The organism is Pseudomonas sp. Irchel s3b5 (genome assembly GCF_900187435.1).
Classification (GTDB): domain Bacteria; phylum Pseudomonadota; class Gammaproteobacteria; order Pseudomonadales; family Pseudomonadaceae; genus Aquipseudomonas.
Map to the genome: position 1 here is coordinate 79610 of NZ_FYDY01000005.1, position 21979 is coordinate 101588.

Genomic DNA, 21979 nt, shown 5'->3' on the forward strand with positions numbered 1-21979 from the left:
CCTGAAAGCCAGGGCTATCAGGGTGTCAGCGTTTGCAGCAGTCCGTTATGCCGACAACCCGGCCTTCCTTAGAGCCTCGCGGGTCAATTGTCGATACAGCGCTTTTTCCTCGTACCCCATTTCCACGAGCAATTGCTCATAAAGCGCCTCGCTCATCGGTTGCTCGGAAAAAACCGCCGCGTCAGACACATCGAAACCCACCATGAGTGCTTCGAGTCGATCCCTCAGCGCGGTGCGTTGCGCCGGGGGGAACTGCGATGACTCGACCCATTCGAGTTGGGTGGTTCGCAAGGTTTCAAGCTGTTCGTACCGTTGCATAAACCGCCGCTTGTTGACTTCGATCCGGACCGGAAATTTTTCATTCAGGTATTTTTCCCAGAAATCCTGTTCGAGCATCCGGTTCACCAGACCATCGCCTTCGCCCAGCGTCAACACGGTGCCATACGCTTTATCGATCATCTCCTCACTGACACCGGCAATCGGTCGATACAGCATGCGTTCCGATTGCCAGGGCAGGCCCAGGCGTTGCGACAAACCGGTCTGGTAAGCCAGGTAGATTTCAACTTCGTCGAAACTGGGATCTTCAGCATTGGCATTGTTGTTACGTTGGGTGTTGCCCTGAATGTTCTGTGGGTTGTCCTCTTGGGCGATTTCGTTTTCAGCATCGTCAGTGCTGTCCTCTTCAGATATTTCGGTGTTTCGCGCTTCGCGGGCTGCGGCAAACCTTCGACGGTGCACGATGATTCGCTCTTCGATATCGGCGCGAGCCACATCATTGACCTGTTCCAGACGCGCAGCACCTTTGGCCAGCGTCACCAGTTTCTTTGCCAACTGTTCGGAGTCGGTGGAAAAAGAAATCGCCTCCGAGGCCAGCACTTCGATGCCCATGTTGTTGAACAATTGCGCGCCGGCATCGGCGCAATTCACCGGCGCTATCGCCATGGTGAACAGTTTTTTGCGCAGATCGGTGTCAATACGCACGGCGTCGAGCATGCGCCATATTCGCTGCAGCAGCTGCGTGCGCAGCTCACCCCTGGATTTGAAGTCGGCCGATTCCTGAACTTTCAGGAGTGCCTTCATGAACGACTGGGCATCAGGTTCATCGATCAGCTCTGACAACAGATTGCCCCGCTCAACGCCCCAGCCCGGTACTTCGTTCCACCTTTCGAGAAGGTATCCCGAACCAATCTGCGCTTCCTGCTCACGCATGGCGTCTGTGACGGCGGGTTCCTCGCGCAGCCCTGTCGAGCGCTGAACCTGCCGGTAAATCACCTGATTGATGTCCGACAGTTTGTCGACATCCAGACGCGTGCGTGCCACAACCCAGGCATCCGCAGAGCCGGGAACCACTTGGGCAATCTGGTCAATCGGGTTGGACCGCAGGTCCAGCAGAAAACCCCGTGGCCTGGTCTTGCTGAAAGTGCCAAGTGGCCAGGTTGTAGTGCCGGTTTCTTTCAGCCCCAGAACCTTCAACCGGGGCATGCGGCCGATGTCGACAAGCCTGCCCAACGGATTGTCATCGAGCCTGAGTATTTCCAGGTAGGTCAGGTTTCTCAGCCGTTCGACTGCAGGTGCGTCCAGTACGATCTTGTTATTGCTCAACCGCAAGCGTTCGAGTCTGTGGAAATTGCCGATGCTTTCCGGCACCTGGGTCAGTTCACAGCCGTGGGCGCTGAGCTCACGAAGATGGGGGAAGTCTTTCAACAAGCCGTTCGGCCTTGCCGAAAAGAGTGTGTTGTCGAGCTTCAATACCGTGACTTTTTCGAGAAACTTTGTCATCTCAGGGTGTTTCAACCACCAAAGATCCAGATCAATCGGCAGCAGTTCCGTGGACAGATCAAGTGAATAGATTGCCGGGTCGGTACGGTTGCCAAGTGCTCTGTTTTTACGCCTGAAACAGTCAATCAAGCGTTCGCTGATATGAAGGCCCCCGGCGTCCTGAAATGACCGGCTGCCGGGTCCCCAGCTGTCCGGTTGCAGATATTCCCAGCGGTTCAACATCACTCGCAGTTCATCAAGGTCATTCTCCAGTTGCTCGATGGCGTTGAGCGCCTCACCTTTTTCGATCAATACCTCGGCAAATGCGTTGACCTCGTTTTCACTGAAATTCGGATGCAGGTCTTGAACGCGCTCGTGCAGGGTTTTACCCCCTCTGCTGAGCAAGCCACCGCGTACCAGCAACGTCGTTTCATGTTCGGCAATAGGGCGAACGGGCGGGCGGGAGAGAAGTGTTCGGCGCTCACTCGGTGGCGCGGTTTTTTCGATAAGCCACTGCTTGAACATTTCGCCATCGCCGGGTTTGTAACCCAGTGCACGGCGCTGCTCGGTTCCCAAGGTATTGAGTAGCGATTCCAGGAGCCCGTCGGCTTCATGCAGGCGCTGGCCGGAGGCATCGCGCACGGTGTATTTGTCGACTTCGTCCCGAACCAGAATCCTGAGCACACGTGAGTCTTCTGATCCCGCACTGCAACGCAACTCGCCATCGAACGCGCCCTGACGGATCTCGATGCGCAGGTCGCCAAACGTGTTGGTGTGGGTTCGCACTGTGCCCAAGACCAGGCGTTCAGTATCGATGTTGGCCAAAGCGTCGTTGTACAGGCCCTGCGCAGCACGGACCGATTGCACCTCGAATTGAAGTTCCCGGGCCTGGGTTTTCAGGCGCAATGGCAGGTGCTTTTGCTCTGCGATTTGCTGGCGCTCTGATCGAGTGGCCCCGGCCATTATTTTTTCCACAATGTTGCTCGGCAATTCGGGACACTCCGCGAACAGCAAAGCCGTTTGCGGGTCGGCTTCGACCGGTGCCTGTGCGGCAGTTGCTCCGAGACGTTGCAGGGTGTCGATCAGCAGGGGGGGAGGAGGAGCATTGTCCACGTGGACCCGGCGCAGTTCGGCCTCTTCGGTGCCGCTGATTTTTCGAACCTGTTCCAGTTGCACGTCATCGAAGGCGTCGGTGGTGTGCCCCAGGCGCCGCATCAAGGTCGGGCCTTCCCACTGGCGCGGATTGTCGGTTTCGCTGATCCAGGCACCATGACCGTTGTGCGTGAGCTTCGGCGCATAGGTGTCGGGCCGTTGTGGATGTTTGATGCGATGCTGCCCGGTGACAGGGTCGTTATCGAGAAGGAAGTGCTGATCGTCCAGACGTACGATACGTTGACCCTGATGCTGGTAAATACCCGACGCATCGGGTTTGGCTCCATTCGGCAGGGCGGTCTCCTGGCGTTGGTAAGGCGTCAGGTCAGGGTTCCACAAACGCGTCTGACCACCGGCTACTTGCACCGGTTTCAAGCTTTCGAAAAACGGCGAAAGTTTTGCCTGTACAACCTTGGCAATGGTGGCGCCTGCGGCAAATGCAGCCAGTTGAGCGACGCTTTCCAGCACGCTGATGGCTTGCTCGGCAGCTTCTACCAAATGGCCCTCGGCCAAGTCGACAACCCCTTCTACGACTTCACTGGTCAATTGATACGCGATGTACGCCATCATCAATTCGCCCAGGCCGGGTACCAAAGGCATGGCCACCAGCAACGCAGTGTTGATAATGTCGGAGAGAATTTTTTCCAGGTTGTCCCACCACGCCCAGCGGGCCATGCGGTCGGCGTACTCGGTGGAAATGGCGATCTCCCGGGCATCGTTGAGAGTCTTGTTGAGTTTTTGCTGGTACAGGTATTCCCAGAGATTGCCGGTGAAGCGGGTCTGGCGATCGTCTTCAATCTTCGACAGGCGAAATTGCAGGTTTGGGTTATCCACTGGTGTTTCGCGCCAGCTCGGCAAACCCGAACCCGGTGGGGCGGGCTGCCACTTTACTGTGCTCAAGCGGTCATTCAGCCCGGCGAAAAAATGACCGCGTTGTTGGTGGGCGACGAACTGGCTGAAAAACTGCTGGTAGCTTTCAGACGCCTTGATTGAGGTGTCACGCAACTGCCGGGTCAGTTCGGCCATGAACTCAAGCGATGACGGGTATTCCTTGAGCGGATGTTCCGGGTCATTGGGCACGTACACGATGACGGGTTGGGGTTTGTCGCTGGTCTGCGGATCGGCGGCTATCACGACGATGCCGGTCAGTACCGCATCCATCATCGCGAGCGTGTGATAGCCGACGGTTTTTCCGTTCCATTGCAGGTGTTCGCGGTCATGCAGCATGACCAGAATGACGTCATAGGCTTGCGTGCTGATGTCTTTTTTGGCCAAGGCCATTTGGGCTGCAACCGTCAGAGCACTCTTCTGGCTGCGGATGACTTTGAGTTGCAGGACGGCGCGAGCCAACCCATCGGCGGGCAGTAAACAATCATTTAAATGCTTCTGGTATTGAGCGCCGATGTTCAGTTCCCGGCACAACGCCATGAACTGTGCGACGCTGATTTTTTGTCTGAGCGATTCAACCCGGAAATGCCCGCGGGCATCGGGCCGGCTGATGAAGTCCGAGTCCGCGGTCCAGGTTTCGCTGCTGGAAAAATTGTGCAGCGCTGCATCGAGCAGGGACTTCTTGAGGCTTTTGACGCCTCTCTTGAAATCGTGAGCCCACCAGGATGTTTTGGCGGGTGCGTACAGCAGCAGCCAGGTTTCTTTCACATCGACGTCGATGCCATAGCGCTCAACCAGTGCCTTTCGCAGCAGCGGCTCGGCAAAGCTCTGGACATCCTGCAAACCGCTCAGCATCCGGTCTACCGCGTTTTGCGCGGTCCAGTGGTGTTCCGTCAGTTTCTTCAAAAGCTGGTGCTGTGCATCCGGTACTTCTTTTTGCCAGGCGAGCGTGTTCAGACGCGCTGTCTTCAGTTCGTCGATTCGCCGTGGAGTCGCTTTGGCCAACCAGCTCGGAAGAGCGTTTTTGACGTGTTCGAAGTGAATACTTTTATCAGCCAGTGAAACCTGATCCGGCTGCACAATCGTCAGGGGAGAAGTGGGCATTGCATGATCGTCCGTTGATCAACTTTGGAACGCTCAGCCTAGGTAACCCGCCAGCGCAAAAAAAGCGCAAATACAGGTTCGGAACACGGCCTGAACCGGTCCGAACCTTTCAAAATTCAGGAGTGAAAAATACATAGTTACCGCCATGCCAGGCGGTTTTTCGGTCTGGGTTCAGCGCTTCGCCATTGTGGTGACCGGATTGCACATCGTGTGCGTACCCGGTTGCAGGTACGGCGTCAGAATCGGTGCCATGCCCTTGAGCACTTGCACGGGCAAGGCCGAGGTGAAGGTGAAGTTTTCTGCCGAGCGCCCCGGCACGAAAGCGGTCAATGTGCCGAAGTGGTTATCCCCGATGTAGAACACGAACGTGGCCGTGCGGTTGAGCGATTTGGAACTGAGGATACGTCCGCCCGAACCGACGGCCTCGATGCGGTTGTCACCGGTACCGGTCTTGCCGCCCATGGCCAGCGGCGTACCGTCAGGCAGTTTGAAACTGCCGGCCACGCGCTTGGCGGTACCGGCGTCGACCACTTGCGAAAGTGCTTCGCGCATGGCTGCCGCTACCTCGGACGGCATGACCCGTTTGCCGACATCCGGGTCGTTGATCAGGGTCGTTTCGTAAGGCGTGTCGGCGGCGAAATGCAGGCTGTCGATGCGCAGGGTCGGCATGCGCATACCGTCGTTGAGAATCGTACCGATCAGTTCGGCCAGCGCAGCGGGGCGGTCGCCGGAGCTGCCGATGGCGGTCGCCAGCGACGGCACCAGATGATCGAACGGATAGCCGACTTGCTGCCAACGCTGATGAATGTCGAGGAACGCTTCGATCTCCAGCATGGTGCGGATGCGACTGTCGCGAGCGCCTTTGTGTCGGCTCTTGAACAGCCAGCTGTAAACCTCCTGGCGTTCAAAGTGGCTGGCCTTGACGATGTCCGGGAACGTGGCGTCCGGATGGTTGAGCAAGTAGCTCATCATCCACAGGTCCAGCGGGTGGACCTTGGCGATGAAGCCCTGGTCCGGCAAATCGTAGGCGCCGGGACTGTAGGCTTGGTAAAGGCGTGCCAGACGCTCGTCGGTGAGTTTTTCCGTCAGCTTGGAGCCTTTGAGGTGCGAGCGCACAAAGGTATTGAAGGTTTCCTGTTTGGCCTGTGGCAGCAGGTAACGATGCACCGCGGCCAGGCGGATCGGCGTCGGGCGCATGCTGTCGAGGAAGGTTTCGAGCCGGTCCTGAGTGTCCTTGTTTTTGTACTTCTTCCAGAACTTGAGCAGGAATGAAGTGCCCTCGCGGTCGGCGAACGAGGCCAGGTATTCCTGGCGTCGAGGGTCGCGATCGTCCTTGAGCAGTTCGGCGCTGTTGTTGGGGCCGGAGTAGGTCGTGTAACGCACCAGATCACGCATCAGGCGAATGAATGGCAGGTTGATCGACTCGCGCAGGGCATCGCGCAGAGTCGGTATGCGACCGTTGTCTTCCTTGCGGAAGTTATGGAACACGTGAAGTCCGCCACCGGTGAAAAACGCTTCGCCGGGGCTGGCCGAGTATTTGCGGTCCAGCGCGGCGCCCAGCAGGGTCGGCAGGCTGCGGTCTTTGTTCTCGATCATGTAATCGACGACCCAGCGGCTCAGGCGGTCCTGATCCGGTACTTCGGCTTTCTTCAGATCCGGAACACTCATGGCGGCATATTTGTCGTGCAGCTCGGCAATGATCTGCAGATAGGTCGTCATCACCCGCATCTTGGCGGTGGAGCCCAGTTCCAGTTTGCTGCCTTCGTTGATGTCGAACGGCTGGTCGGTGCTGTCGGTCTGCACCCGCACCCGCGAGCCGTCCGGGGTCAGTTCGAACAAGGTAAAACTGTAGCGGACCTGGGCGGTGCTGGTGGGGGTCAACAGGCGTTCACCCATCAGGCCGATTTCTGTCGCAAAAGCCGGGTCCGCGAGTTTCTTGAGGTACGCGGTGGCCTGGGTTTGCAGTTCGCCTTGCAGGGTGCTGGTGGCCGACAGGTCGAGACGGTCGAGGTCGTACAGCGGACGGTTGAGCATGCCGGCCAGACGGCTACGCGCCACGCTGATGCCTTTGTTGGTTTCGATCGGTTGAATGGTCGGCTGGGTCGCCCAGTCGCGGTAGGTCACTTTGCTGGTCAGGGCGGCATCGGCGAATTGAGCGTCGATCACACCATTTTGTGCCAGCAGGCGGATGTGGCTGTCGGTGAGTTCGGCCAGTTCATCGTGACCCTTGGTCAGGTAGTGGGAGGGGCGACGCTGGGCGATCATCAGCGACAGCATCTCGCGCAGGGCCAGGCCTTTTTCCGCCAGGCTGGCTGGATCCGTCGCGGTGCTGGTCAGGCGTTCGTTGGCTTTATTGAAGTCGGCGCCGTACCAGACACGCAGCCCTTCAGCCATGCCGTGCACTTCACCGTGCCCCGGTACGGCCGACAGGGGTACGCTGTTGAGGTAATCGCGAACCACGTTCTGCCGGGCTTCGAGGGTTTGCGGCCCGGCCTGATAGGCACGCACGCTGGCGGAAATCATCTGGCGGATTTTTTCCGCGCCACTGACGGTCAGGCCATCGGGCGAATGCCGGTATTTTTCCAGTTGCGTGGCCAGGGTGCTGCCGCCCGCGGATTGGCCGGGGATGTGCAGCATCTTGGCGACCTGGGACCATGCCGCCATGCCGAATCGCGGCCAATCCACTGCCGGGTTGGCCAGGGGCTGCTTCGGATCGAGCAGAAAGCGGTTCTCGATGAACAGCAAACTGCTGACCACCACGGGTGGGATCGAAGCAAAGCTCGAATAAAGCTGTTGCGGGTAGTTGTACTGGTACAACGGCGCCGCCCGGCAATCGGTGATCGACAGGCCGGCCTGGATTTTTTCTGAATACGGTACGAACAGGCCTTTGCCGCTGTAATCCATCAAGGCGGGGGAGAAACGGGTTTGCGCTTCAACGATGAAATCGCGCTTGATCAAACGTGGCAGGAACTCGTCCAGCGAGCTGTAACCCAGACGCCGGTCGAACGGGCCATCACCCGGATAGCGGATGGCATCGCTGGGGCCAGGCTTGAGTTCATAGCTCAGGGACGCGGCATATTTGCTGACTTCCCGGGCCTGAAACTTCGAGGTGCGCATCTCCCTCGCGGCAGCCAGCCCCACGACAACCGCGATAATCAACAGCAAAAGCCAGAACGCTCCCCATCCGTGCCGACTGCGACGGGGTTTTTCAGGTGTTGGCGCTTCATCCACTCGTTCAGTCGGGACCACAGTTTTACTCGAATCGGTTTGCCACAAAGCGCCCATAGTCGACTGATCCATTCACGCAGATTGATCGGACTTGTCTGAAGCTTAGACGGTGGTTGGCGATGGGGAAAAAATTGTGTGGTGGAAAATGACGGGTTTTTGCCGTTTTTTGTGGCGAGGGAGCTTGCTCCCGCTGGGTTGCGAAGCAGCCCCAATGATTTTTGCGATTGGTCTGATAGGTCGGACCCGCCGGTTTTGCGCCTGCTGCGCAGGCGAGCGGGAGCAAGCTCCCTCGCCACAAGGGGGTAAGTCTACAAATCGGATTCATAGCCAGCAGGCATCCCAGAGCGGGTAGTCGCCGATTTTTTTAACCAGTCCTGCCCTCAGGGGATTGGCAACAATGTAGCGGGCGAAAGGAAGCAGATCCTCGCCATCGCGGATGGCTCGGTCGTGGTAGCCGGTTTGCCAGAAGGCTCCTCTTTGGTTCAGGGCGCGGTTGATGGTGAGTGTGCTACGGGATTTGATTGACTGCATGAGTTGCGCCAGCGATCGCTGTTCAAGCTGTACCAGCCAGTGAAAGTGGTCCGGCATGATGACCCAGGCCATTGAGCTGACTTTTTTTGTTCTTGATCCCGTCGAAACTCATCAACCAACAGACGCCCAATCCGCCAGTCGCCGAAAATTCGGCGGCGATCATGCACGACCGCCGTAATCAGATAACCCCGTCCCGATTCCGAGTAGCGCCCGCGTCGCAGCAGGTGTGAGTTTGGATGTGGAGGCATTCCGTTGCGTCCTTGAAGTGTTGTTTGAACACGTTAGCGCCTCGTTTTCCTACGTGAATCCGCAATTGCTGAGTGAAATTTCCCGACCCGATGACCAATCCAATAGCGCCGAAGTGCTTCTGTAGCGAGGGAGCTTGCTCCCGTTCGGCTGCGCAGCAGCCGTAAAAGAGATGTTCGCGGTGTGTCTGAACCAATCGAGGCGTCCTGCAACCGACCAATGTGTCGCAAGGTGCGGTGCGCTCGGCTTCGTAAGTGGTAGCGTTAAAGATCAAAAGATCGCAGCCAGCGGCAGCGCCTACAGGGGAATACGATCAGATTCTGTAGGCGCTACCGAAGGCTGCGATCTTTTGAATGGCTGGTTCAAACGCTTGTTGAACTCCAGCCACGCCCCCAGCAACGCCATCAACCCGGCGCCCACCAGTGCGGTGAAAATCTGCATGGAAAAGGCATCGTCGGTCAGGGCGTTGATCATGTCCGCCAAGGGCGCCAACAACACGCCCAGGCAGAAAATCTCCAACGAAAAACGCCCCATGCGGCAGCTTTGCTGCGCCAGCCAGTTTTGCGTCCAGCCGTTGTCGGGCAGCAGTTTCGCCGTGACGTAGGCCAAGGCAAGGAAGTGCAAAAGGCGCGCGGGGGACAGGTCGGTCTTGCTGATGGGATACAGCAGACTTCTCAGGCTGTCCGGCACCACCGCATCGTGAGTTTCCGGCCAGCGCCAAAGGACGGTCAGCACAGCAGCCAATGCGGTATAAACAGCCGCGGTCACAAACAACGGTTGGCGCAACAGCGGACGTGTCTCGGGCAATCGTGGACGTTGCCCATGAATTGCCGCGGCGCCACCGAGCACGAACAAGAGTTGCCAGGCCACGGGGTTGAAGTACCACACGCCGTCCTTGATCGCCGCCAGGTTCCAGCCCGCCAACGGCACCATCAGGTACAGCGCCAGCGACATCGCCACCACCACCCAGGCCTTGCGTACCAGCAACGGCAACACCAGCGGCAAACCCGCCAGCAGCACAATGTACAGCGGCAGCGGGTCCATCAGGTTCGGCTTGAAGCGCAACAAAAGCTCATCGATCAAGGCTTGCTGCGGGTTGCTGATGAAATGGTGCATGCCCATTTCTTCGACCAGATCGCGGGTTTCCACGTGGCTGTTGGCGAAGAACACGATACCCATCAGCATCGCCAGCAAAAAGATGTGCACCACGTAAAGCACCCAGGCACGGCGCAGGATTTTCACGCAGGCGATCAGGAAGCCTTCCCGCGCCAGGACTTTGCCGTAGGCCAGCACCGCGGCGTAACCGGCCAGGAACACGAAGACTTCGGCGGCATCGCTGAAGCCGAAGTTACGCAGGGTGATTTGGCCCAAAGGGTTGTGGGGCACGTGATCCCAGAAAATGAAGATCAGTGCCAGACCACGAAAGAAGTCGATCCGGTGATCGCGCGTTGACGTCATGTCGGCAGGCTCGTGAACGGCTGATGAAAGGGATTGGCCGCGGGTGCACAGGTGGCGTGCCCGTCGGCGGCGCGCAGGGTGGACTGATTTGCGGGCGATTGCAAAGTCGGGATATTACCGAATGTCTCAACCGTCGCCCCAACGCTCAACCGCTGGTCTGAAAGGTTGTACGACCTGCGATTTCTGACAGTAGACCGTCTCCAATACTTATGTTTGCATCGTTCTGAAACGGGAGCACTTCATGAGACGGTTGTGGAAAGGATTTTCCAGCTACACGGTGATCGGAGTCGCCAACACCCTGATCCACTGGCAGATCTTCTTCCTGCTGAGCGTTGCCGCCGGCCTCAGTCAGGCTGTCAGCAATCTCGCCGCCTTCTGCGTGGCCGCCTCGTTTTCTTTCTACATGAACGCGCTTTACACCTTCGACGCCAAGGCTACGGTGATCGGCTACGTGCTGTTTATCACGGGCATGGGGGCGTTGAGCCTGGGCGTCGGCCATGCCGGCGACGTCTGGCGTTTTCATGGCCTGCTGACCGTGACGCTGTTTTCCGCGCTGAGCCTGGTGGTCGGCTTCCTGTTTTCCAAATACGTGGTGTTTCGCGAGCGTGATGCATGAAGGTTTCGCTGATCGTCCCGGTGTTCAACGAAGAACAGGCGATCAACCTGTTTTATCAGGCGGTTCGGCGCGGGTTGCAGCTCGGCGACATCGAGGTCGAAATTGTCTTCATCAACGACGGCAGCACCGACCGAACCGCCGAGCAAGCTGCGGCGCTGGCGAAGGTCGATGATCTGGTGATGCTGATCAACTTCTCGCGCAACTTTGGCAAGGAGCCTGCGCTGTTCGCCGGTCTGGAATACGCCAGCGGCGATGCGGTGATCCCGATGGACGTCGACCTGCAGGATCCGATCAGCGTCATCCCGCAGTTGATCGAACAATGGCAGAACGGTGCTGACGTGGTGCTCGCCAAGCGCCGCAGTCGATCCGCCGACGGTTACCTCAGGCGCCACAGTGCGTCGATTTTCTACCACGTGCTCAACCGCATCGCGTACACACGCATTGAAGAAAACGTCGGGGATTTCCGACTCATGGACCGCAAGGTCGTGGACGTGATCCGCTCGCTGCCCGAGCATCAACTGTTCATGAAGGGCGTGTTGTCGTGGGCCGGGTTCAACACGGCAGTGGTGGAATACGAGCGGGCTGGGCGGGTGGCCGGCAGCAGCAAGTTCAATGGCTGGAAACTGTGGAACCTGGCGCTGGAAGGCGTGACCTCGTTCAGCACCGTGCCCTTGCGCTTATGGACGTATGTCGGTGGCGCCGTTTCGATTTTCGCCGTGCTGTACGCGGTGTACATGGTGCTGGACAAGATTTTTTTCGGCAACAGCGTGCCCGGTTACCCGTCGCTGATGACGGCGATCCTGTTCCTCGGCGGCGTGCAATTGATCGGTATCGGCATCCTCGGCGAATACATCGGCCGCATCTACATTGAAGCCAAGCACCGGCCGCGCTACGTGGTCAAAGACATCATCCGTGGTCAAAACCGGGTCGGGCCCTGACATGGGCCGGTTCAGCGACTTTTTTGTTCGTGAACTGGGGCGGCGCCAGGTCGGGTTGTTTTTTCTGTTGGCGACCCTGGTGTATGTGTTGCCGTTGATCCTTGCGGACTATCCCTACATCGATGACAACTGGCGCTCGCTGTCTGCGGGCATGGCCTGGGCGGCGCAAGGACGATTGTTCGCCCAGCTGTTCTACAACGTGCTGACGTTCACCGATGCGGCACCGAACATCTTTCCGCTGCCCCTGTTGATCGCCTCACTGGCCATGACGGCGGCGCTCACCAGCCTGACCTTTCATTACTTTCGCCAGCCGACCATCGCCTGTTGCCTGGTGCTGTTGCCCCTCTGGTACAACCCGTTCTTCCTGCAAAACCTGTCTTATCAATACGACGGCGCACCCATGGCGTTGAGTGTTGTGGCGGTGATTTATGCGATTACTTTTCGTCACCCCAGACGCAGCGTGCAATGGCTGGTGCCGTCCTTCCTGATCGCGCTGGCGCTTGGGCTTTATCAAGTCAGCCTGAATGTGTTTCTGGGTCTGTGTTGCCTGGATGTATTGCGCGCTGCCAACGACAAAATGGCCTGGTCGCAATGGCCCGGTCTGATTGGCTGGAAACTGGCACAGATCACCTTGGGCTGGTTGATCTACTGCGTCAGCGCCTACCTGTTCATGGGCTCCAACCGCACGTTGTTACTGAATTGGGCAGTGCATCCCTGGCTGCAAATCCACACCAATATCGCCCGGGTGCTGGAAAAGGTTGTGCTGCTGTTTGACGGCGGATTCGCCTGGGTATTTGCCGGGCTGGTGTTGTGCGCCACTGCCGGTGCGGTCCGCCTCGGCATGACCGTGGCGCAGCGCGAAGAGCGCATCGGGAACAAGCTTTTGATCGGTCTGTTGTGTTTGCTGACCGTGCCGGTCGTGGTGCTGTTGGTGTCGGGTGTGGCGCTGTTCTTTCGCGACTTCAACGAAGGCGCCCGGACCCTGATGGGTTTTGCGGTGTTGCTGGTGCTGCTGTTCTATCTGAGTTATCTGGCGCTGGCGCCCGTGCATGAGCGATTGCCGCTGCTGCTGGTTGTGCCGCTATTGGCGATGCTGTCGCTGTCGTTCGCCTATGGGCGTGTGTTGACCGTGCAGAAAACCTTCGCGACCAGTGCCTTGTTCAACCTTGAACGCGACATCGCCAACCACCCGCCATTGCGCGACGCCAAGCGCATTTACTTGTCGGTGACGTATTCCGATCACTGGCTGACGGGCGCGGCCGGCTCGTACAAGCAACTGCCGGTGTTGCACTATCTGCTCAACATCGACTTTTACATGCTGGCCGAAAACCTGCCGAAAGTCGGCATCACCAACGTGGTGGCAGAGAAGGAGCGGCGCAACGCGACACGCGTTGGCTATCAGGGTTATCCGGCGTTGGTGGAGAACCAGTACTACCGGATTTTCCTGATTGGCGATTACGGTTTCATCGTGATGAAAGAGCCGGCCCCGATCAAATCATTGCGCTGGTGAAACCCGGGGCCGTTCAGCTTATGCCGCTTCCACGTCATTGGGCTCGAAGCTGTCCGCCCGCGCCATTTGCCACATCCGCGAATAGAACTCGCCGCTCACTTCCCCGGTCAGCAATTCACCGGGTTTGAGGAACACGTGCAGCTGCGAGAACAACTTGATCTCGGTCGCCGACATGCGTCGCACCAAGTGCTTGGCCGACAGTTGCGAAGGGTGATCGAGGCCGGCGGCGGCGAGCATTTCTGCCAGGGCCTTGAGGGTGTTGCGGTGAAAACTGAACACCCGCTGAGCCTTGTCCGGCACCACCAGCGCACGCTGGCGCAGATTGTCCTGGGTGGCGACGCCGGTCGGGCATTTGTTGGTGTGGCAGCTTTGCGACTGGATGCAGCCGATGGCGAACATGAAGCCGCGTGCCGAGTTGGCCCAGTCGGCACCGATGGCCAGCACACTGGCAATGTCGAAAGCGCTGACGATCTTGCCGCTGGCACCGAGCTTGATCTTGTCCCGCAGGTTCAGGCCCACCAGCGTGTTGTGCACGAACAGCAGGCCTTCGCGCATCGGCACGCCGATGTGATCGGTGAACTCCACGGGGGCGGCGCCGGTGCCGCCTTCCTTGCCGTCGACGACGATGAAATCCGGAAGGATGCCCGTCTCCAGCATCGCCTTGGCAATGCCCATGAACTCCCACGGATGGCCGAGGCAGAACTTGAAGCCCACCGGTTTGCCGCCGGACAGTTCGCGCAGTTGCTGAATGAAATGCATCATTTCGACAGGCGTGGAAAACGCGCTGTGCCGCGACGGTGACACGCAGTCTTCGCCCATGAGAATGCCGCGGGTGTCGGCGATTTCCCGGGTGACCTTGTGCTTGGGCAGGATGCCGCCGTGGCCAGGTTTGGCACCCTGGCTGATCTTGATTTCAATCATCCGCACCTGAGGCGTTTGCGCCTGTGCGGCGAAGCGTTCCGGATCGAAACGGCCGTCGGCAGTGCGACAGCCGAAGTAGCCGCTGCCCAGTTCCCAGGTCAGGTCGCCACCGTGCTCGCGGTGATAAGGGCTGATGCTGCCCTCGCCGGTGTCATGGGCGAAGTTGCCGAGCTTGGCGCCCTGGTTCAACGCGCGAATGGCGTTGGCGCTGAGCGAGCCGAAACTCATGGCCGAGATGTTGAACACCGACGCCGAGTACGGCTGTGTGCATTGCGGGCCACCGACGGTGACCCGGAAACTGCTTGGGTCGCTCAACGGTGCCGGGCGCATGGAGTGGCCGATGAACTCGAAGCCCGACTGATACACATCAATCAGCGTGCCGAAGGGTTTGTCGGCGGTTTCGTTTTTGGCTCGGGAATAGACCAGCGAGCGCTGCGCCCGGGAGAAGGGCAGAGCATCACTGTCGGATTCGAGCAGGTACTGGCGAATCTCCGGGCGGATGCCTTCGACCAGATAGCGGATATTGCCCAGGATCGGATAGTTGCGGCGCACCGCGTGGGGGCTTTGCAGCAGGTCGAACAGGCCGACGAGGCTGAGAACAGCGGTGACGGCAGTGATCGGCCAGAGCCAGTCATGTTCAAGAAAGGGCAGGCTGGCGAGGGTGAAAATGACGCACGCGGCAAAGAAGGCGTAGCGGCTCAGGAGTGACAGGCTCATACGGTTTCCTTGGGTTCGGACTTATCAGTGACCTGTGGGAGCGAGCTTTCTTGCGGTGAGGGAGTGTCAGTCGACGTCATTGTTACTGAACCACCGCTTTCGCGAGCAAGCTTGCTCCTGCAGGAAAGCACTTCAATGTTATGTCAGGATTTAGTGCCCCGAGGAAACCTAAACAATGTGAAGGTCTGTGATGAGGCCGTTCGCTTTGCTCGCGGGCGGCGGACATGTGATCCTTGCCGTTTTGAGTCTAAGGCCTTTTTCCATGTCGACGTTTCCTGAGCAGTCCACTGGACTTATCCGCATTGCCGCCGCCCTGTTGATCGGTCCCGATGGCCGAACCCTGTTGGTGCGCAAGCGCGGTACGCAGGCGTTCATGCAGCCGGGTGGCAAGATCGAAGCCCATGAGTTGCCGGTTCACGCACTGGCCCGGGAGCTGGAAGAAGAGCTGGGTCTGGAGATTGATCCGGCGCAGGCTACTTTCCTCGGACAGTTCTCGGCCCCCGCCGCCAATGAGCCAGGATTTGTCGTTCAGGCAGAGATCTTTCAACTGACCATCGATGCAGGCGTCACCCCGGCGGCGGAAATCGAAGAGGTGATCTGGATCGACCCGGCCAGCGACGGTGGTGTCACGCTGGCGCCATTGACACGGGACCTGATTCTGCCGTTTTATCGAGCTTCGCTGACCGCGATCGCCTGACCATCCACGCCAAGGAACCGCCATGATTCCGCTCCAGGACTTGCTGATCTTCGCTGCTGCCGCACTGCTGATGGTGCTCACGCCGGGGCCGAACATGATCTACCTGATCTCCCGTTCGATCTGCCAGGGACGCAAGGCCGGGGTGATTTCGTTGCTGGGTGTGGTGGCGGGATTCTTCGTACATCTGTTCGCTGCCGCGGCCGGTTTGACGGCGGTGTTCCTGGCGGTGCCGATGGCGTATGAAGTGTTGAAGTGGACTGGCGCGCTGTACCTGTTGTGGCTGGCCTGGCAGGCCGTCAAACCCGGTGCGCGTTCGCCGTTCGAGGCGCAACAGTTACCGCCGGACTCCTCGCGCAAACTGATCACCATGGGGTTTCTGACCAGCGCGTTGAACCCGAAAATCGCGGTGTTCTATCTTTCGATATTTCCACAGTTCATCTCGCCTGAACACGGTTCGGTGTTCAGCCAGAGCATCATCCTGGGCCTGACCCAGATCAGCGTCAGTTTCAGCGTTAATCTGCTGATCGCGGTGTTTGCCGCGGGCATTGCTTCGTGGTTCGTCAACAACCCGACCTGGCTGGCGATGCAGCGTTACCTCATGGGTTTTGTGCTGTCGGCGCTGGCGGTACGCCTGATGCTTGAGCAAAAACGCATGGCCTGACCCGACACAATCCCCTGTAGGAGCGAGCTTGCTCGCGATGGCGGTGTGTCAGTCAGTGAAGAGGTTGAATGTCAGACCGCTATCGCGAGCAAGCTCGCTCCTACAGGGGGATGTATTGCTTTAACGAACGGCGCTGACACCATCCAGTGTCGAGAATGACGTGTCCTTGGCCGTCAGCAGGAAATCGCGCATGTACGGCGCATCCAGCATGTCGGCGCGGATCCCCGCATACAGCGTCGCAAACAAGCCTTTCTCGCCCAGCCGCTTGGCCTTCACATAACCCCGTGAACTGTATTCATGCAGCGCCCAATGGGGCATGCCGCACACGCCGCGACCGCTGGCCACCAACTGCATCATCATCACCGTCAGTTCCGAAGTGCGGACCTGGGCCGGTTCGATGTCGGCCGGCTCCAGGAAGCGGGTGAAGATATCCAGGCGATCCCGTTCTACCGGGTAAGTGATCAAGGTCTCGGTGAGCAAATCTTCGGGAACGATGTAGGCCTTGCTCGCTAATTTGTGTTGGTTGGCCACCGCGAGCATCGCTTCATAGGTGAACAGTGGCACATAGGTAATGCCAACCAGATCCACCGGGTCGGACGTCACCACCAGGTCCAGATCACCCCGGGCCAGGGCCGGCAGCGGCGCGAAAGAGAAGCCCGACGCCAGGTCCAGTTCGACTTCCGGCCAGGCATCGCGGAACTGGTCGATGGTCGGCATCAGCCATTGGAAGCAACTGTGGCATTCGATGGCCATGTGCAGGCGCCCGGCAGTGCCGCCAGCCAATCGGCTGATGTCGCGCTCGGCCGCTCGCAGCAGCGGCAGGGTGGCATCGGCCAGTTGCAGCAGACGCAAACCGGCGCTGGTGAAACGCACCGGTTTGGTCTTGCGCACAAACAGCTGCATGCCCATGCGCTCTTCCAGTTCCTTGAACTGGTGGGACAGGGCCGACTGCGTCAGGTGCAGGCGGTCGGCGGCGTCCACCAGGCTGTCGGCTTCGCGCAAGGCGTGCAGGGTCTTGAGGTGACGGATTTCAAGCACCGGGAAGCTCCATGAGGAAAACTTGTGATCAACACGAAAAGGTTGAGTTTGTCTCATGTTGGGTTGGCTGTCGACAATAGCGCCATCTTTTACAGGGAGCATCTCACCATGGCTTTGGCCCACACCCTTGGTTTCCCGCGCATCGGCGCCGACCGTGAACTGAAAAAAGCCCTCGAAGCTTACTGGAAGGGCGACATTGATCAGGACAGCCTGAATCGCGTCGGCCGCCAATTGCGCGCCATGCACTGGCAATTGCAGAAGGGTGCCGACATCGACCTGCTGCCGGTGGGGGACTTTGCCTGGTACGACCAAGTGCTGACCCATTCCCTGACGTTCGGCGTGATCCCCGAGCGTTTCGACAACACTAAAGATGCCGATGGCCGTCCGACCCTCGCCACCCTGTTCGCCATGGCCCGTGGCGCCACATCGACTTGCTGCGGTGGCGAACACGGCACAGCGCAATATGCACAAGAACTGACCAAATGGTTCGACACCAACTACCACTACCTGGTCCCGGAGTTCAGCGCTGACCAGCAATTCAAACTGAGCTGGGAACAACTGTTCGACGAAGTCGACGAAGCCAAAGCCTTGGGCCATAACGTCAAGCCGGTGATCATCGGTCCATTGACCTATCTGTGGCTGGGCAAGGCCAAGGGCAACGATTTCGACAAACTCGACCTGCTCGAACACCTGCTGCCGGTGTACAACGAAATCCTCAATCGCCTCGCTGCACAAGGCGTGGAATGGGTGCAGATCGACGAGCCGATCCTGACCCTCGACCTGCCGCAAGCGTGGAAAAGTGCGTTCGAACGCGCTTATCACATCCTTCAGTATTCGCCGCTGAAAAAACTCGTGGCGACCTACTTCAGTGGCCTGGAAGACAACCTCGGCCTGGCCGTGAGCCTGCCGGTGCAAGGCCTGCACATCGACGCGGTGCGTGCGCCGGATCAACTCGGCCAGGTGCTGGATCGTTTGCCGACCTACAAGATTCTTTCGGTGGGTTTGGTCAACGGCCGCAACGTCTGGCGTTGTGAACTGGAGCAAGCGCTGGCGCAACTGCAACCGGCGCAGGAGCGGTTTGGCGACAACCTGTGGGTCAGCAGTTCCTGTTCGCTGCTGCACAGCCCGGTGGATCTGCGCCGTGAAGATCACCTCGATCCGGAACTGAAAAGCTGGTTGGCGTTTGCGGTGCAGAAGTGTGGCGAAATTGCCGTGTTGCGCGATGCGCTGAACGATCCGCAAGCCGCCCATGTTCAGAAAGCGTTGTCTGAAAGCCGCGCCATCCAGGCCAGCCGCGCGCAGTCGCCGCGTATCCACAAAGCCCAGGTGCAGGCGCGGATCAAGGCGATCAGCGCCAGGGACAGCCAGCGTCAATCGCCCTTCGCCCTGCGCATCGAACAGCAGCGTGCGCGCTTGAAATTACCTGCGTTCCCGACGACCACCATTGGCTCGTTTCCACAGACGGGCTCGATCCGTCTCGCCCGTCAGGCGTTCAAGCAAGGCAGGTTGTCGGCCAACGACTACAACGACGCCATGCGCCACGAAATTCGCCACGCCGTGCAGATCCAGGAGCGCCTGGGCCTGGACGTGCTGGTACACGGTGAAGCCGAACGCAACGACATGGTCGAGTACTTCGCCGAGCAACTGGACGGCTATCTGTTTACCCGTTTCGGCTGGGTGCAGAGCTACGGTTCGCGCTGCGTCAAACCGGCGATCATCTACGGTGATCTGAGCCGTCCGAAGGCCATGACCGTCGACTGGATCACCTACGCCCAGCAGCAGACCGGCAAGGTCATGAAAGGCATGCTCACCGGTCCCGTGACCATGCTGATGTGGTCGTTCCCCCGTGAAGATGTGTCGCGCAAAATCCAGGCGCAACAATTGGCTTTGGCCTTGCGTGACGAAGTGGTGGATCTGGAAGCCGCGGGGATCAAGGTTGTGCAAATCGATGAGGCAGCATTTCGCGAAGGCCTTCCGCTACGCCGGGCGCAATGGCAGGCATATCTGGATTGGGCGGTGGAAGCGTTCCGCCTGAGCGCCAGCGGTGTGCGTGACGAAACCCAGATCCACACCCACATGTGCTACAGCGAATTCAACGATGTGATCAAGGCCATCGCCGACATGGACGCCGACGTGATCACCATCGAAACCTCGCGTTCGGACATGGAACTGCTGGAGGCCTTTAAAGCGTTCGATTACCCGAATGACATCGGCCCCGGCGTCTACGACATCCACTCGCCGCGGGTGCCGGACACGGCCGAGATGGTCAAGTTGATGAGCAAAGCTGTGCAGCGTATCCCCGCCGAACGCTTGTGGGTCAACCCCGACTGCGGCCTGAAAACCCGCGCCTGGCCGGAAACGGAAGCGGCGCTGGTGAACATGGTGGCGGCGGCGCGGCAGTTGCGTAGTCAACTGGCTTGAGGACGCCATCGCGAGCAAGCTTGCTCCTACAATTTAACGGCGTATGCCAGACCCTGTGGGAGCGAGCCTGCTCGCGATGAGCGATAACGCGGTCTTAAAAAATGACCGCCCGGCACTCTTCATCAAACTGTCATGGAACTGTGGCAGCGCGCTTGAACAAACATCATCAGACTCGCGCTCTACTGGGGTTCTGCGTTTCGGTGTTTTGTCATGTGTGCACGATTTTTATCGACAGCGGCCTTTCTGGCCGCGTTGTTGTTTAACCTTCCGACTTTTGCGGCCGCTCGTTGTGACGTCAATGTGGCGACCGAGCGGGTCGATCTGCCTCAGGTGAGCCTGGCGTACCAGAGCATCGGCCGTGAATCGGACCCGGCACTGCTGCTGGTAATGGGCCTCGGCGGGCAGTTGATTCACTGGCCCGACGAAGTGGTCGTTGCGTTGTGTCAGCAAGGTTTTCGGGTGATTCGCTACGACAACCGCGATGTCGGCCTGTCGACCTGGCGGCACGCACCGGCTGAGGCCAACCTGACTTTCGAAGTCCTGCGCTACAAACTCGGATTGCCGGTTTCGGCCCCGTATTCATTGACCGACATGGCCGACGATGGCCTGGGCCTGATGGACGCCTTGCACATCGAGCAATTCCACGTGCTGGGCGCAAGCATGGGCGGCATGATCGCTCAGCACATGGCTGCCATGGCGCCACAACGGGTCGAGAGCCTGACCCTGATCATGAGCAGTTCTGGCGCCGAAGGCTTGCCCGCACCGAGTGCGGCGCTGCTGCAATTGCTGGCACGACGTGGTGCGCCGAACCGGCAAGTGGCCCTGGAGCAACAGGCCGATCTGCTGGCGGCGCTGGGCAGCCCGACGATCAGCGATGATCGCCAGGCCCTGCTCGAACAGGCCGCGCAATCCTATGACCGGGCATTCAATCCCGAAGGCGTGAAGCGGCAGATCATGGCGATCCTGGCCGAACCGAGCCGGGTGGCGTTGCTCAACCAGTTGCGGGTACCGGCGCTGGTGGTGCACGGCACGGCGGACCCGTTGTTGCCGGTGATGCATGGCGTGCACCTGGCGGCGCATCTGCGTGGCAGTGAGCTGAAGTTGATTCCGGGGTTGGCCCACAGGTTTCAAGAGGCATTCAAGGCGCCATTGCTCGCAGCCGTGTTGCCGTATTTACGGGCTCACCGCGAAGACACGTCACACTGGGCACAGATCGATCCAGTGGCCGATCACAACCTCCTCTAACACCAAAGATCAACTGTAGGAGCTAGCTTGCTCGCGATAGCGGTATGTCAGTCGATGATGATGTTGACTGATGTGTCGCCATCGCGAGCAAGCTCGCTCCTACAGGGGAACTGCTGCGTACTCGTAATCCGGGGTGTATCGTGCAGGTTTTCCGGTGCATTTCCAGCGTGCGAGGTGGGTGATGAGTACTGCATTGAAAATCGATTTCGTCAGCGACGTGTCCTGCCCCTGGTGCGTCGTGGGTTTGTATGGGCTGACCAAAGCCTTGCACATCTTGCGTGACGAAGTCCGCGCCGAGATCCGTTTTCAGCCGTTCGAACTGAACCCGAAGATGGGGCCTGAAGGGCAGAACATCACCGAGCACATCAGCGAAAAGTACGGCTCATCACCCGAGCAATCGAAAAAGAACCGCGAAATGATCCGCGAGCGTGGCGCTGAATTGGGATTCGCGTTTCGCACCGACGGCAACAGCCGAATCTACAACACGTTCGACGCTCATCGCCTGCTGTACTGGGCGGGGCTCGAAGGTATGCAATTGCAACTCAAGGAAGCGTTGTTCAAAGCGTATTTCACTGATGGCGGCAATCCGTCCGATCCTGAGCAATTGGCGAATATTGCCGCCAGTGTGGGACTGAACCACCAGCGCGCCGAAGCGATACTGGCGTGCGACGAATTCGCCCACGAAACCCGCGAGGAAGAACAGCTATGGCTGTCTCGCGGGGTGAGTTCGGTGCCCACCGTTGTGTTCAATGGGCAGTACGCGGTGACGGGCGGGCAACCTGTCGAGAGTTTCGTCAGGGCGATCCGGCAGATCATGGCTGAAGCGAACGGTGGGACGGTCAACTGATGG

The 21979-nt window shown here is 59.0% G+C and carries 13 protein-coding genes and 1 pseudogene; 8 read left to right on the plus strand and 6 right to left on the minus strand.

Annotated elements, in window-relative coordinates; translation table 11 throughout:
* Positions 1 to 45: 45 nt before the first annotated feature.
* From CKW15_RS07625 to CKW15_RS07640, 4 genes and pseudogenes are all read right to left on the minus strand, one after another.
* A complete protein-coding gene (locus tag CKW15_RS07625; RefSeq protein ID WP_095151965.1) occupies positions 46 to 4902 on the minus strand; it encodes a dermonecrotic toxin domain-containing protein in 4857 nt (1618 codons plus the stop codon).
* Positions 4903 to 5073: 171 nt separating this feature from the next.
* Positions 5074 to 8187: a transglycosylase domain-containing protein gene (locus CKW15_RS07630; protein ID WP_095151966.1), complete on the minus strand. Its 3114-nt coding sequence runs from the start codon at positions 8185 to 8187 to the stop codon at positions 5074 to 5076.
* Positions 8188 to 8451: 264 nt separating this feature from the next.
* Positions 8452 to 8909 (minus strand): annotated as a pseudogene (locus CKW15_RS28700) (transposase).
* A 295-nt stretch (positions 8910 to 9204) separates the two neighbouring features.
* The gene (locus CKW15_RS07640; RefSeq protein ID WP_095151968.1) at positions 9205 to 10365 is read right to left on the minus strand and encodes an OpgC family protein; all 1161 of its coding nucleotides are present in this window, start codon (positions 10363 to 10365) and stop codon (positions 9205 to 9207) included.
* Between the two features lie 241 nt (positions 10366 to 10606).
* On the opposite strand from CKW15_RS07640, the gene CKW15_RS07645 reads away from it, so the two are divergent.
* The 3 genes from CKW15_RS07645 to CKW15_RS07655 are packed head-to-tail and all read left to right on the plus strand — an operon-like array spanning position 10607 to position 13429.
* Complete coding sequence (locus CKW15_RS07645) at positions 10607 to 10981, plus strand: GtrA family protein (protein ID WP_095151969.1); 375 nt, start codon at positions 10607 to 10609, stop codon at positions 10979 to 10981.
* The gene (locus CKW15_RS07650; protein WP_095151970.1) at positions 10978 to 11919 is read left to right on the plus strand and encodes a glycosyltransferase family 2 protein; all 942 of its coding nucleotides are present in this window, start codon (positions 10978 to 10980) and stop codon (positions 11917 to 11919) included. The genes CKW15_RS07645 and CKW15_RS07650 overlap by 4 nt, the downstream gene beginning before the upstream one ends.
* 1 nt (position 11920) lies before the next feature.
* Positions 11921 to 13429, plus strand: a complete 1509-nt coding sequence (locus CKW15_RS07655) for a glucosyltransferase domain-containing protein (RefSeq protein ID WP_095151971.1) — start codon at positions 11921 to 11923, stop codon at positions 13427 to 13429.
* A gap of 18 nt (positions 13430 to 13447) precedes the next feature.
* On the opposite strand, the gene CKW15_RS07660 is transcribed toward CKW15_RS07655, so the two are convergent.
* Positions 13448 to 15067 (minus strand): FMN-binding glutamate synthase family protein, encoded by a 1620-nt coding sequence (locus tag CKW15_RS07660; RefSeq protein WP_095151972.1) that lies wholly within the window; start codon positions 15065 to 15067, stop codon positions 13448 to 13450.
* A 262-nt stretch (positions 15068 to 15329) separates the two neighbouring features.
* Here CKW15_RS07660 and CKW15_RS07665 point away from each other — a divergent pair, with 262 nt between their 5' ends.
* Together CKW15_RS07665 and CKW15_RS07670 are read left to right on the plus strand one after the other, a co-directional pair.
* Positions 15330 to 15764 (plus strand): NUDIX domain-containing protein, encoded by a 435-nt coding sequence (locus tag CKW15_RS07665; RefSeq protein ID WP_095151973.1) that lies wholly within the window; start codon positions 15330 to 15332, stop codon positions 15762 to 15764.
* Positions 15765 to 15786: 22 nt separating this feature from the next.
* Positions 15787 to 16425: a LysE family translocator gene (locus tag CKW15_RS07670; protein WP_095151974.1), complete on the plus strand. Its 639-nt coding sequence runs from the start codon at positions 15787 to 15789 to the stop codon at positions 16423 to 16425.
* A gap of 120 nt (positions 16426 to 16545) precedes the next feature.
* Here the strand turns inward: CKW15_RS07670 and metR are convergent, their stop codons facing one another.
* Positions 16546 to 17463, minus strand: a complete 918-nt coding sequence (metR, locus tag CKW15_RS07675) for a transcriptional regulator MetR (RefSeq protein WP_095058655.1) — start codon at positions 17461 to 17463, stop codon at positions 16546 to 16548.
* Positions 17464 to 17571: 108 nt separating this feature from the next.
* Here metR and metE point away from each other — a divergent pair, with 108 nt between their 5' ends.
* The 3 genes from metE to CKW15_RS07690 all read left to right on the plus strand — a co-directional run bounded on the left by metE (position 17572) and on the right by CKW15_RS07690 (position 21976).
* Positions 17572 to 19884: a 5-methyltetrahydropteroyltriglutamate--homocysteine S-methyltransferase gene (metE, locus tag CKW15_RS07680; RefSeq protein ID WP_095151975.1), complete on the plus strand. Its 2313-nt coding sequence runs from the start codon at positions 17572 to 17574 to the stop codon at positions 19882 to 19884.
* A gap of 210 nt (positions 19885 to 20094) precedes the next feature.
* A complete protein-coding gene (locus CKW15_RS07685; protein WP_095151976.1) occupies positions 20095 to 21129 on the plus strand; it encodes an alpha/beta hydrolase in 1035 nt (344 codons plus the stop codon).
* A 181-nt stretch (positions 21130 to 21310) separates the two neighbouring features.
* On the plus strand, positions 21311 to 21976 hold the full coding sequence (locus CKW15_RS07690) for a DsbA family oxidoreductase (protein WP_095151977.1): 666 nt from the start codon (positions 21311 to 21313) through the stop codon (positions 21974 to 21976).
* Positions 21977 to 21979 lie beyond the last annotated feature (3 nt).

Excerpts from the sequence above, each read along its gene's own strand:
- CKW15_RS07625 (WP_095151965.1), bottom strand. The coding sequence starts at position 4,902 with ATGCCCACTTCTCCCCTGACGATTGTGCAGCCGGATCAGGTTTCACTG.
- CKW15_RS07630 (WP_095151966.1), bottom strand. The coding sequence starts at position 8,187 with ATGGGCGCTTTGTGGCAAACCGATTCGAGTAAAACTGTGGTCCCGACT.
- CKW15_RS07640 (WP_095151968.1), bottom strand. The coding sequence starts at position 10,365 with ATGACGTCAACGCGCGATCACCGGATCGACTTCTTTCGTGGTCTGGCA.
- CKW15_RS07645 (WP_095151969.1), top strand. The coding sequence starts at position 10,607 with ATGAGACGGTTGTGGAAAGGATTTTCCAGCTACACGGTGATCGGAGTC.
- CKW15_RS07650 (WP_095151970.1), top strand. The coding sequence starts at position 10,978 with ATGAAGGTTTCGCTGATCGTCCCGGTGTTCAACGAAGAACAGGCGATC.
- CKW15_RS07655 (WP_095151971.1), top strand. The coding sequence starts at position 11,921 with ATGGGCCGGTTCAGCGACTTTTTTGTTCGTGAACTGGGGCGGCGCCAG.
- CKW15_RS07660 (WP_095151972.1), bottom strand. The coding sequence starts at position 15,067 with ATGAGCCTGTCACTCCTGAGCCGCTACGCCTTCTTTGCCGCGTGCGTC.
- CKW15_RS07665 (WP_095151973.1), top strand. The coding sequence starts at position 15,330 with ATGTCGACGTTTCCTGAGCAGTCCACTGGACTTATCCGCATTGCCGCC.
- CKW15_RS07670 (WP_095151974.1), top strand. The coding sequence starts at position 15,787 with ATGATTCCGCTCCAGGACTTGCTGATCTTCGCTGCTGCCGCACTGCTG.
- metE (WP_095151975.1), top strand. The coding sequence starts at position 17,572 with ATGGCTTTGGCCCACACCCTTGGTTTCCCGCGCATCGGCGCCGACCGT.
- CKW15_RS07685 (WP_095151976.1), top strand. The coding sequence starts at position 20,095 with ATGTGTGCACGATTTTTATCGACAGCGGCCTTTCTGGCCGCGTTGTTG.
- CKW15_RS07690 (WP_095151977.1), top strand. The coding sequence starts at position 21,311 with ATGAGTACTGCATTGAAAATCGATTTCGTCAGCGACGTGTCCTGCCCC.